Here is a 12,575-nt window from a genome sequence, read left to right as displayed (position 1 = left end):
AGCCTGGAATGTCCTACTTAAATCGCTTCTTTAAGTTTATTTTTTCGCGCCGGACGCTGATGTTCGTGGCAATCGTCCTGGTCGCCGCGGCGGTCTGGTTCATCGGCCCGCTGGTTGCATTCGGCGAGTATCGCCCGTTGGAGAGCGTCTCCTCGCGCGTGTTCGTGATCGTCGTTTTGCTGGTACTGCTGTTGCTTTGGCTGCTGAAATGGTCGTTGAGCATTATCGCGATTGCCGTGCTGTGCCTGGCGCTGTGGCATCTCGGCCCGCTGCTGGCGTTCGGCGATGCCCATCCGCTCGCGCCGAGGTGGGCCCGTGTGCTGCTGATTTCGGTGCTGGTCGCGTGCTATGCCGCCTATTGGCTATACCGTCTGTGGCAGGCAATGCGCAGCGATAAAGCAATGCTTGAGCGTATTCTGAATCCGTTTTCCAGCAAGCCCAAGATGGATCAAGTTGCGGGAAACGAAATTCGCGCTGTCAATTCGGTGGTCGCCAAGGCGATCGAAAAGCTCAAGCGGATGCGCAACAGTTCGATGGGATTGCGCCGTCTGCTCGAGAATCAACGCTATCTGTACGAATTGCCGTGGTACATGGTGATCGGCTCGTCGGGCGCGGGTAAAACGACGTTGATCCTGAACTCAGGTCTGGCGTTTCCAGAAGCCGACCAAATGAGTGCGTCATCGATCAAGAGTCGCGTCGAAACGAGTAACTGCGATTGGTGGTTCACCAATGAGGCAGTCCTGATCGATACGGCGGGCCGTTATACCGTGCAGGACGATGCGTCGGCCGGCGGCGGCGAGGATGGCAACGCCACCCGCGTGAATGCGGCGGAATGGCACGGGTTCCTCGGGGCGTTGCGCAAGCGCCGGCCGCGCGCGCCGATCAACGGTGCGTTGCTGACGGTTTCCGTCGAGGAACTGCTGCGTAAGTCGGCGGCCGAGCGCGTCGCGCTTGCTGCGGCGATGCGCGCCCGCTTGGGCGAATTGCGCCAGCAACTCGGCATCCGTTTCCCGGTGTACGTGCTGGTCACGAAGCTTGATCTGTTGCCGGGATTTTCCGACTATTTCAAGTCGCTGACCGCGGAAGGTAGGGCGCAGATCCTGGGATTCACGCTGCCTTACCAGGAGGATCGCGAACAAGGCGATCGCCGCGAGTTGCGCCAGAGCTGCGCGGGTGAAATTCAGTTGCTCGAGCGCAGGCTGGAAGATGGCATCAATGTCCGCTTGCAAGAGGAGTACGAGGCCGATCGGCGCAAGAAGCTCTACGCATTGCCGGGCGAGTTCCGCAGCTTGTCCTCGCAGCTGATCGAATTGATCGGGCTCGTTTTCCTTGATTCGAAATACGACGATACGCAGTTGAACAGCACGCTGCGCGGCGTGTACTTCACGAGTGCGGCGCAGACTCACGACGTGGTTCCGGCAGATCAGACGACGCTGTTCCAGCGTCTGCGGCGTGGGCTGGCCGGTCTGGTTGGCGACGGCGGTGCGGCAGCGTCCGGCGCCGCACCAGTTGGTCATCGCGGTTACTTCCTGCGCAACCTCTTCCAGCGGGTCATTCTTGCCGAAGGGCATCTCGTGCGGCCGAATTTGCGTTGGGAGTTCCGGTTCCGCGCGCTACGCGTGGTGGGGCATCTGCTTTCGATCGTCGTGGCCGTGTGGCTGATCGGTGCGCTGATGGTGAGTTCCGACAACAACCGCGAGTATCTGGCGGCCATCGGCAAGAAGGCCGATACGCTTGCCTCGCAGGTGCTGACGTTCCGCAAGGCTCCGCAAATGGGCGCAATGGCTGGCGTGCTCTCGGCATCGCACAATCTGCCGCAGTTTCAGAACGTGGATCTGAACAGCCCGGGTGGCGTGTTTCGCTACGGCCTCTATTCGGCGCCGGGGGTTGTCGATGCCTCCGCCACGACCTACGCCAATTTGTCGAACCAGATGATGTTGCCCCAGATCGCGAACCGGCTCGAATCGGTATTGGGTACCCAACTGAGCGCGGGGGATGCGGAGGGGGTTTATCGCACGCTGTCGATTTACCTGATGCTGTACGACAAGGCGCACTACGACGCGAAGGCAATCAAGAGCTGGGTATTGAGTGACTGGGAACGCGCCGATAGCGCCTCCTCCATGGGGGACCGCAACGTCATTGCTGGACATCTGGATGCGTTGTTTGCCGATGACAAGCCCGTGGCGCCGAGCGTTTCGCAGAATGCCGATCTGGTGCGGCGCGCTCGCGATTTCCTGGGCCGTAATCCGGTATCGGGGCGGCTTTATGAACGCGCCACGGCGGAGATGGCGAAGGACGCGCCGGAGAACGTCACGCTGATACGAGCGGCCGGCCCACAGGCGACTTCGGTGTTCGCCTTGGTAGCCGGATCGACGCTGGTGAGGGGTATACCGGGCCTCTATACGTACGAGGGGTACCACGAGGTTTTTAATAAGCGCCTGCCCGAATTTCTCGCGCAGGCGCAAAGCCGGGATGCGTGGGTCATGGGCCGCAGCGACGCCGTTTCGAAATTGGCTGGCGCAGCGCAAGGCGGCGTGTTCCGCTCGAACAAGGAGCCGCTGGCGAATGAGATTCGGCGCCAATATCTGACCGACTACGGCAATTATTGGCAGCAATTCCTGGCGGACGTCCGGCCCGTTTCCGGCAGCACGGACAGCACGCTTGCGCTCGACCTACAGACGCTGCGAACGCTGGCTGCGCCGGATTCGCCTCTGGCACGGCTCGCGCGCACGGCGGCGCATGAAACATCGCTGTCGGTTGCCGACAGCGCCGATGATTCCTCTCTGACTGATGCGGCGATGGCGGCGGTCAGCCAGCGCTCCAGAACGGCGCGAGCCGCCAGCGCAGTAGCTGGTGCCACTGCGACCATCGGGCAGCTGGCGCAACTAAAACTGGAGAAGGAACTGGTGGACAACCGGTTTGCCGCATTGCGAGAAGTCGTGACCGGGCAAGCCGATACGGGAAGCGGTCCGGCGCTGGAGAAAGTGACGAGCGCAAGCGGCGGTGCACTGCAGCTCGACGCCATCATCGGCTTGATCAACCAGCAGTACGTCCGTTTGGTGGTGGCCGGCAACGCGTTGTCGACCAACAGCATGCCACCGCCGGAAGACATCGGCACCACGTTGCAGATGGAAGCCGAAAAACTGCCGGCACCGTTCCGTGCGGTGCTGGCCGGGGTTGCGTCGCAATCGATGCAGAAAGTGGATCAGGGGGTGGGGGTACTGTTGGCATTGCAGGTCGACTCGAGCGTCGGGGACCAGTGCCGCCGTGCGATCGAAGGCAAGTACCCGTTCGCGGCCAGTTCCCAGGAAGTCGACATTGATGACTTCAATCGCGTGTTCGCGTCGGGAGGTTTGCTCGACGACTTCTTCCAGAAGACGCTCGCGAGCCAGGTGGACACCAGCATCCGGCCTTGGCGCTACAAGTCGGTGAGTCCGGGCATGCCACCCATCCGGGGCCCGAGCCTCGAGCCGTTCGAGCGCGCCGCGGCGATTCGTCAGGCATTTTTCCGCGATCCCGGTTCTACTCGGATGGCCTGGAAGATGGGCGTGAAGGTCGTGTCGATGGACCCGGAAATCACCGAGTTGGCGATAGATATCGACGGCCAGACCATGCGTTACGCGCACGGTCCTGTGACGGTGTTTCCGGTGACCTGGCCTGGCCCGCGCGGCGGCTCGATGGCTGGAATAACGGCCAACCCGCGCGTTCGACCGGATACCTCGACCATCATGTCAGATGGACCGTGGGCGTTGTTTCGTTTGATCGACCGTGGCCGATTGACTGGTACGTCCTCGTCGAGTCGGTTGGCGGTGGATTACGACTTCGATGACCGTCACGCTGCGCTCGAACTGGTGTCCAGCGGTCAGTCGAATCCGTTTTCGAGCAGTTTGATGAAGGGTTTCCGTTGCCCTGGCGGCGGCATGGGAGGCTGAAGCTCGCGCAGGTCTTCGGCGCCTCTGTCGCGTGGGCGGAGGCGGGAAAGCTGTAGCAGTGGTTTGAAAACTACCCCGAATTGACGCCGATTGATGGCGTGGTCGATCGTTTTTGCCGGGGGGAGATTGCTGAATATACGAAGCGTCAATGACGCAAAGGCCGGCGTTGAATGGACCGGTGATATGAAGTTGTTTTTGACGAGTAGGATCGAGAGGAGTGCATGTCAAAAAGCCCTTTGAAAATTCCTGTTTCACAGGACCGCACCGTAACTGTCGCTAGTGCGGCGATGCCGCAAGTGCTCGGACAACCCGCCCTTCAGTTCTTGTCGATGCGTGGAAAGGAACGTCTGGGCAAGCTTTTTCGATACGAGTTGCTATTGCGCACGCCGGACGACTATAGCGTCCCGCTCGCGTCCAGTGCCAACCTGGATCTGAAAGCATTGCTGGGCAAAGAAGTGACCGTCATGATTCAACTCGACGGCATGGGTACGGGCGTACTCGGCGGTGTCGGCGCCGGCAAGCGGGAGATCAGCGGTCTCATCGTGAGCGCAGCCTATCTGCGTCAGGAAAACCGTTACAACGTGTATCGCGTGATCCTGCAGCCGTGGCTGTGGCTGGCGACACTCACGACTGACTACAAGATATTTCAGGATAAGACCGTCATCGAGATCCTCGATGAGGTACTGAAGGACTATCCGTATCCGGTGGAAAAGCGTCTGGATGTCGCCAAATATTCTGTCCACGGCGATAGCGAGCGCAATGAACCACGCGCATTTCAGGTGCAGTATGGCGAAACGGATTTCAAATTCATCCAACGCTTGATGGAAGAGTGGGGGATCTATTGGTTCTTCGAGCACTCCGACGGCAAGCATCGACTGGTGCTTTGCGATCATATTGGCGCGCACCGTGAGTCGGACAGTGAAGCGTACAAGACGATCACCTACCACCCGCAGGACGACAAGATCGACGAGGAGTACATCAGCGATTTCTCCGTGAACGAGGCGCTGTGCTCCGGCCGGGTGTCGATCGACGATTTCGATTTCACGCGTCCAAATGCTGACTTGACCGCGATCAATCAACAGCCGCGCGATACGAGCTGGAATACGCAAGAGCGTTACGAGTGGCCGGGCGACTACACCGGCAGCAAGCACGGAGAACTGATTAGCCGCGTTCGGATGGAAGAGTTGCGCGCACCCGGTACGCGTGCTCGAGGCGAGGGAAATGTGCGTGGACTCGCATGCGGGCAAACGTTCGTGCTGTCGAATTACAGCCAGATGGACGGCAATCGGGAATATCTCGTGATCGAATCGGATTTCGGTCTGACCGAGACTGCCGATGAATCCGGGAGCGGTTATAGCTACGAGTGCACGAACGTGTTTGATGTGCAGCCGACGAGCGAAGTCTTCCGGCTTCCACGTAATACACTCAAGCCGACGGTCAGCGGCCCGCAGTCAGCCATCGTTGTGGGCCCAGCAGGCAACGAACTGTGGACCGACGAATTCGGGCGCGTCAAGGTTCGCTTCGTTTGGGACCGGTACGGCAAGAACGATGAAGGCGATTCCTGCTGGGTGCGCGTCAGCCAAGCCTGGGCCGGCGTGAACTTCGGCGGTATCTATATTCCCCGGATCGGCCAGGAGGTCATTGTCGATTTTTGGAATGGCGACCCGGATCGCCCGCTGATTGCCGGCAGCCTCTACAACAGCGTCACGCGTCCCCCTTGGGAACTGCCGGGCAACGCGACGCAGAGCGGGTTCATGAGCCGAACCATCACCGGCGGCAAGCAGAACTACAACGGCATTCGTTTTGAAGACAAGACGGGGGCCGAGGAAGTCATGCTGCAGGCGGAGAAGGACATGAACCGCCTGACCAAGAATAACGAGTCGCATACGGTGGGAGCGAGCCTCTCATTGGGAGTGGGTTTGGACCTTAGCCAGATCATTGGCGCCGCCTATAGCCGTAACGTGATCGGTGCGTCTAGCTATTCCACCGGCGGAGCTGAGTCGACCAATGTGGGCGGCGCTCGTGCGGTAAATGTGGGCGGTGCGGCTTCGATGTCGGTAGGGGGGGCTTATTCGATCACGGTGGGTGGCGCTTTCTCGATCGTATGCGGCAGCGCTTCGTTGAGCATGACCTCCGACGGGACGATCAAGCTTATCGGCTCACAGGTCCGTGTGGAGGGCAGTAACCAAGTGGTGGTGCAAGGCTCGCCATTGGATTTGAATCCGGGGGATTCTGATTGCAACGGTGGTGGTGGTGGTGGTGGTGGTGGCGGAGGTGGGGGCGGTGCAGTTCCGCCAGTACCGGTGGGACTTGGCATGCTACAGCTTGGGGTATGGCGAGAAATATCGGAACCGGAGCCAACGGAACCGCCGCCAACGGAACCGCCGCCAACGGAACCGGAGCCAAGCGATACATGGTAAGGCCGGGTTTTAGTGTGCGACATACGGGGTGCAAATCGCGCCCCGATGCGCATGATCTTGTTCACCCTCACGAGAGGAATCTTCGCTATGAATCCAGCTGCCAGACTTGGAGACCCGATCGGCCACGGCGGCTCGATTACCAGCGGCTCAGGGAATGTCTTTATTAACGGAATACCGGCGGCTGTGGTTGGCATGAGCCTGGCGGTTTGCTCTATCCATCCGTCTGCGCAGGCTGTAGTCCAAGGCTCGAGTACGGTGACTATCAACAATATTCCGGCGGCGTACGTTTCGGGCCTGATATCGTGCGGCGCACCGATTGTCGTGGGTTCTCCTGACGTATTGATCGGTGGGTGAGCCGAATCCTGGGTGATTTGCGGAGGTTGATGTGACGACCGGCATTGGAGGCTTGGGCGGCGTGCTGGTCGGATTGCCGGGCATTTTGATGGAATCGCTGGATGCGGCGCCCTGGATTGATCCCTGCCGGCGCTTGCCCGACGTGGCGGACCGCTATGGCGTGCGACGTGCACTGTCCGGCACGTTGTGCGGTTCGGTGGACATGATAGCGGGCGCCGTGATTTGTCTTCCTGAGCGAGAAACCGACTTCGCTTTGCGCGGGCGGCTTCCTATCGAATGGTCGCGTTTTTACTCCAGTACGCTGCACGTAAGCGGCATGCTCGGAGCGGGTTGGCGGACCGGCTGGGAAGTCACGCTGCGCCGGGAAGGCGAAACGCTGACGTATTTCGACGAGCACGGCCGCGCGCTGACGGTGCCGTTTCCCGCTCGCGGGTCGCAGGTCATCATCTCGTCGGAGCAATTGCATGTGGCTCACCTGCCGGATGGCCGCCTGGTCGTGGCCGATCTTACGCCGCGTTATCGCGTGTTCGGCGATTTCGACGCGCACGGCGTCGCGAGACTGAAGTACATCGAAGATCTTCACCAGCAACGCATCGGGTGTGTCTGGGATGCCGAGGGCCGTTTGCTTAGGATGCGCGGCACCTGCGGTCACGAGCTGAGAATGCACTACGATCCGGCGACAGGCTCGCGCCTGGTCGCCATTGAATGTGTGGATGGCGGCCCGACGGGCATGCTGGTCCAATATGGCTTCAACGAGGACGGCCAACTCGCCGAAGTTCGCAATCGCCTCGGCGATACGGTGCGCCGCTTTGCCTACCGCGACGGGCGAATCATCGAGGAAACCGGGCCGCTTGGACGGGTGACGCGCTACGCATGGCAAACGTTCGGCGGCACTGCACGCGTCGTCGAGAGAGCAACTTGCGATGGCGCGCGCGAGCGGTGTTCGTACCGGCTCGAAACACGCACCAGTGAGGTGACCGATGTCTTTGGCCATACCGCGTATTGGCAATACGACGAGCGCGGTCGCGTGGTTTCGCATAGGGATTTCGATGGACGATGCTACAAGTTCCAGTACCACGGAACGGGTTCGCCAAGCACGCTTTGGCTGCCTGGTGAGCGCGTCGTCCGGCTGGACTACGATCAGCTTGGGCGCGTCGCCCAGGAAACCGATCCGCTTGGGCAGTCACGCTCGACGCTGTACGCCTTCGCCACGTGCGAACCGCTAGTTATTACGTTGAACGACCGCCGTACCTGGATCTGGCGGCGCAATGATCGCGTTCAACCGGTGCAATGCCAGTCTCCGTCGGGAGAGATCACGCGTATCGAGTATGGTGGCGATGGCTTGCCGACGCGGTGTGCGGACGTGCAAGGACGCGTGACGACGCTCGAGCACAACGCTTGGGGGCAGGTGACGCGGCGCACTTCCGCCGAGGGCGATGCCACCCGGTACGACTACGACATCAATGGCCACCTTGCCGCCATTACCGATGTCTTGGGGGCGGTCACGCATTTCGAGCGCGATGGCCTTGGCCGGCCGCTGACCGTGACGCGGGCGGACGGCCGGCACGAGCGCCATGTCTGGAATGCCGCGGGTCAGAGAATTTCATTCGTCGGGGCGGGCGGGCAAAGCCGGCATTGGCATCGGGATCGTCGCGGCCATGTGGTGCGTGCGATCGACGAAGAGGGGCACGTTATTGCGTACGGCTACGATGCGCACGGTCGCCGGATACGCGTCGAGAGCGGGAACGGTGCCACGCAGACGCTGGAATGGGACGCGGCCGGACGCTTGCGAACGATTGCCGACGCGGACGGTGTGTCCCGCACGTTCGCCTATACGAATGCCGGTCAGGTACAAAAAATCACGACAAAGGCCGGGACGCACGAGCGTCACGAAACGTTTTCATACGATGTGATGGGCCACTTGATCTGTCGTGACACGTCGCACAATCGCTACGTCTACACCTATTCCGCGCGAGGGCTGCTGGAGGAGGTCAACCGCACACCAACGAAGGAAGGGGTGACGCTGGGCATCGTGGCAGATGCGATTCGTTTCGAATACGACGCCAGGGGACGGCTGCTGGCCGAACAAGGTACGAACGGCGAGTTGCGCTATGGATACGATCCGTCCGGCCGGTTGATCTCGACCAGATTGCCGCACGGCCAACTACTGAAAATGCCGCGATATGCGACGGGTGCGATGGCGTATGCGGAATTGGGCGAGCACCGTATTACGCAATTTTGGTACGACCCGATGCAGCGCGAAATCTTGCGTACGCAAGGTGTGTTGTTTACCCAAACCGACTATACGGCACTGGGATGGCCTTCGTCGTGGCGATCGGTCTCCTCTAACGGAACGTCTGGGCCAGCGACGCCGTCGGCAAGCGACATGCAGCTATGGCGCGAGGTTCATTATCACGCTAGCGGCACTGTGGTTCAGGTGGATGACGGAGCTCGCGGCGCGACTTATTACGATTACGACCGGCGGGGCCGCTTGCTGCGCTGTGTTTCGGATCGTCTGGGTATCGAGTATTTCACGTGGGATGCAGCCGGTAATCTGCTCGACACGCCGGGCGGGAATTGGCTGCCGGCGATCTATTCCAATCATCGTTTGCGGGAAAGCCGCGGGTACCGCTATGCATACGATGTATGGGGACAGGTCGTCGAGAAGAAGGGCCGCGACTACACATTGTTGCTGAAGTGGGACGCCGAAGGGCATCTTATCGCCGCGCGGCGCAAGGGACGGACGGTGCGTTATCAATACGATGCCCTAGGACGGCGCATCAGCAAATCTGTCGAATCGGCTTCGACACGTCACTCGCTCGCTCAAGTGCAAGCGGAGACTACGCGATTTCTTTGGCAAGGCGATCGCTTAGTGCAGGAATGTGGTGATGGTAAGGTTCGGACTTATCTATATCAGCGGATCTGCGGCGATTCCGCAGGACATGCGCCGCTGGCCTGTGTCGATCAGGTTCTCCTCGACAACGGCGAGATGGCACAGGCATGGGTCTATCACTATCACACCGACGCCGCGGGCACCGCCATCGCGCTGACCGATGGCGACGGCAAGCTGATTTGGCGCGGACACTATCAGGCTTGGGGAAATCTCGTCGCGCAAGAAGGAGGCCTTGGCCGCACTTCGCAACCGCTGCGGTTTGCGGGTCAGTACGCGGACGAGGAAACGGCGCTTCACTACAACGGCTTGCGTGTCTACGACCCGGATGCCGGGCGCTATCTTAGCCCGGATCGCAGCGGCCCAGGCGGTACCAGTCCATATCAATATGCACCGAACCCGCTGACCGTATGTAATCCGCTCGGGCGAGCCGTTCCGGTTCGACCGGCGCATCGCGGCGCCGGAGTGACCGTTTCAGGTTTGGATGGGTTGCTTGACTCGAGCCAACGGCCCGCCCGCGTCGTCGAGCAACTCGACGACGTAACCGGCTGGGACCTGGTTTAGCCTGGATTCGAAGATTAGATGGATGTCGAGCCAGTCGCCGTTTATGCGCTCGGTCAGCGCTTGCGCGTTCAGCGTTGTGTGATAGATAGCAACACCGCTGTCGTCGCATACGACGGCATTAGCGGCTGCAGCCGATGACAGTACGCCAAGCGTGGCTGGGCTAAGCGCGTGTTCGTCGAACACATTCCGATGCTGGCAGATGCGAACATCGTTGGAACGTAGCAAGGACGCTGTCCAGGTTGCCTCGGAAGCCGGGAGCGGCGTGTTTAGTGTCGGCGGCACATTATCCAATGTGGCCTGTTGCACACCGCGATGCGCAAAGCTGATGCCCGCGAAAACTTCGTATTGAGTCAGCGTGCGCGCGGAGCCAAAGCCATACTTGCCGAAGTCGATCTGCGATGGCGCGTGTCCGTCCATGCCGAATAGCACGCGGTTGCGCTGATGCGAAGCATCGTTGCGCTCTACCCAATGCAGGGGAACATCACCTGCGTTCTTGGCCTCCCTTGTGTGATCGTTCCACATTTTCGGGCGGTATTTTCGCATGTACTCATGCCAGGCGATCAGCCGATGCGGATGGTACAGGTCGTACCCGTGCGTGAAGGCGCGCACCGCGATCGAAATTTCCTCACCATGGAAGAAATAGAATGGGTCGTGCTGGACCGCTTCCGTAAAGTGCCCATCTGCGAACGCGAAATGCGCACTGTAGAACCGGGCCGGAACGGGGCGCTCACGTATCAGCCGGTCGGGGAAGGGCTTTGCGTGGAAGAACACCGTGCCTTCCGGACTAAAGCGGCCAAAGGCCAACAGCGCCGGATAGTTTGTGCGAGCGGCGGGATCGTTATCGGGATTAAACGAAGGAAGATAGGCGGTGAGTACCGGTTTGGGGCTTTCCGCGCGTAGCGATTCCAGCATGTCGATCAGTCGACGATCCCACTCCGCGACGAAGCGGTGATGTGAGTCGAGTTGCAACGTGTACCGCTCGCCACCGTAGTGCTGCTGGATGAGATTGCGGGCCCAGCAGGCCCCTTGCGTTTGCAGGTGGGGCACGTCGATCAATACGATCTTCGCACCGCTATGAGTCAGGGCATGCACCATTCGGCCGTCAACGGTATCGAAGTGCCACGCCCCGAAACCCTGTTTCCAGAATTCGCCGAGTGTCTCCTCCGGGCCGTGCTGCCAGCAGACAACGGCGCGCAGCAGTTCCGGCCGACTCGACTTTTCGATCAGATCGAGCAGGGTCGGAATCAGCTGTGAATCGCGGTAGCTGGCGATCTGGACAAAGATGGTGTTTTCCGTGGCTTCAGATGCGGATAGATCAGTCATGCGTGTGCCGCGAGCGCGGTGATCAGAGGATGGTCAGGGTGACGGTTGCCGTGGCTTCGATCTTGCCTGCCGTCGGCGCCGTGCTGCCGACGCGCAGCACGGTTGCATTCATCCTGAACGCCGATTGCATTTCGCCGCCGGGCGTATGCACGAGCGAACTGGTGGCGTCGTTAGGCTTGAGGACGGTGCCGGTCGAGGTTTCTTGCAGGCGAATCGCCAGGTTGTTGGCGCCGGTGTTTTTGAGCAAACTTGGGTTGTTCGTATCCGGTGTGCCGGATAGCGTGGCGGTCACGGTGACCGGGGGTGTCGGGCCGGAGCAGCGCACGTTGAAGTTGACGGGCTGGGTTGGGCCGTCGGTCGTCGAAACCGAGTGCGGGCCGAACTGGCCGAAATCGATGTTCAACGCGCTGGAGTCGACTTGACAGCTCGGCAGCACCTTGATGTTCGTATTGTTGGCGGAGACGGTCATAACGGTCTGACCGACTTGAGTGATGAGTTGGCCGACTGTACCGAAGGCAACCACGACGTTGCTGGCAATGTCGCCGGTCTTGTACAAAACGATGCTCATCTGGCTTCCGGTCGGAAGCCTAATGTAGGTGAGATGGTCCACACCTGGTACGACATCTGAATGACGCGGCCACGCTACCGGTGTGCCGCCCACAATGGTGAAAAGTTGGAAGCCGACACCCGTCACATTGGTGTTGTAGATGGTGCCGTAGTCATTGGTCAGACCGGATGCGGTTGGGTTCAGGTAATGGTAGTCCACGAAACCTCCGGTTTCGGTGCAAACTGCCACGCGGTGCGGATTTGCCAACGAGCTGGATTTGCCGGTCACGATGGTCGAACCGACTGCAAGGTCGGGATCGAGTGACGTTGAGGCCGGAAAAACCACATTGAGGGCCAGCAATTGTGTGACTGGAATGTCTGGATTTTGCTGGAGCGAGTGATCCATCTCTGCGGCACTCATTTGGTGGCAATCCGCGAACGCCGTGCGCGATAGCGCGAAGCTGAGGAAGATCAAGAAGGTGGCGAGTCTTTTCATCACAATGAGTCTCTGAGAACCGGCGTGCGGCTAGGGTTGATGGGTAGGTG

The 12,575-nt window shown here is 60.3% G+C and carries 6 protein-coding genes; 4 read left to right on the top strand and 2 right to left on the bottom strand.

Annotated elements, in window-relative coordinates; translation table 11 throughout:
- The first annotated feature begins 8 nt into the window (after positions 1 to 8).
- The 4 genes from tssM to AC3WOG_RS34970 all read left to right on the top strand — a co-directional run bounded on the left by tssM (position 9) and on the right by AC3WOG_RS34970 (position 10,160).
- Positions 9 to 3,932, top strand: a complete 3,924-nt coding sequence (tssM, locus tag AC3WOG_RS34985) for a type VI secretion system membrane subunit TssM (RefSeq protein WP_492582279.1) — start codon at positions 9 to 11, stop codon at positions 3,930 to 3,932.
- A 221-nt stretch (positions 3,933 to 4,153) separates the two neighbouring features.
- Positions 4,154 to 6,352, top strand: a complete 2,199-nt coding sequence (locus AC3WOG_RS34980; RefSeq protein ID WP_492582278.1) for a type VI secretion system Vgr family protein — start codon at positions 4,154 to 4,156, stop codon at positions 6,350 to 6,352.
- Positions 6,353 to 6,439: 87 nt separating this feature from the next.
- Positions 6,440 to 6,706, top strand: a complete 267-nt coding sequence (locus AC3WOG_RS34975) for a PAAR domain-containing protein (RefSeq protein ID WP_492582277.1) — start codon at positions 6,440 to 6,442, stop codon at positions 6,704 to 6,706.
- Between the two features lie 31 nt (positions 6,707 to 6,737).
- Positions 6,738 to 10,160 carry an RHS repeat-associated core domain-containing protein gene (locus tag AC3WOG_RS34970; protein ID WP_492582276.1) on the top strand — a complete coding sequence of 1,141 codons (3,423 nt, stop codon included), beginning with the start codon at positions 6,738 to 6,740 and terminating at the stop codon, positions 10,158 to 10,160.
- Here AC3WOG_RS34970 and AC3WOG_RS34965 read toward each other — a convergent pair.
- Together AC3WOG_RS34965 and AC3WOG_RS34960 are read right to left on the bottom strand one after the other, a co-directional pair.
- Complete coding sequence (locus AC3WOG_RS34965; protein WP_492582275.1) at positions 10,071 to 11,483, bottom strand: GlcNAc-transferase family protein; 1,413 nt, start codon at positions 11,481 to 11,483, stop codon at positions 10,071 to 10,073. The genes AC3WOG_RS34970 and AC3WOG_RS34965 overlap by 90 nt on opposite strands.
- Positions 11,484 to 11,505: 22 nt before the next feature.
- A complete protein-coding gene (locus AC3WOG_RS34960) occupies positions 11,506 to 12,525 on the bottom strand; it encodes a fimbrial protein (RefSeq protein WP_492582274.1) in 1,020 nt (339 codons plus the stop codon).
- Positions 12,526 to 12,575 lie beyond the last annotated feature (50 nt).

This window comes from Paraburkholderia sp. FW306-02-B (assembly GCF_058782725.1).
This window is presented reverse-complemented; position numbering and strand designations above follow the sequence as displayed.

Coding starts and splice junctions, on each gene's coding strand:
- AC3WOG_RS34975 (WP_492582277.1), top strand. CDS start 6,440: ATGAATCCAGCTGCCAGACTTGGAGACCCGATCGGCCACGGCGGCTCG.
- AC3WOG_RS34965 (WP_492582275.1), bottom strand. CDS start 11,483: ATGACTGATCTATCCGCATCTGAAGCCACGGAAAACACCATCTTTGTC.
- AC3WOG_RS34960 (WP_492582274.1), bottom strand. CDS start 12,525: ATGAAAAGACTCGCCACCTTCTTGATCTTCCTCAGCTTCGCGCTATCG.
- tssM (WP_492582279.1), top strand. CDS start 9: ATGTCCTACTTAAATCGCTTCTTTAAGTTTATTTTTTCGCGCCGGACG.
- AC3WOG_RS34980 (WP_492582278.1), top strand. CDS start 4,154: ATGTCAAAAAGCCCTTTGAAAATTCCTGTTTCACAGGACCGCACCGTA.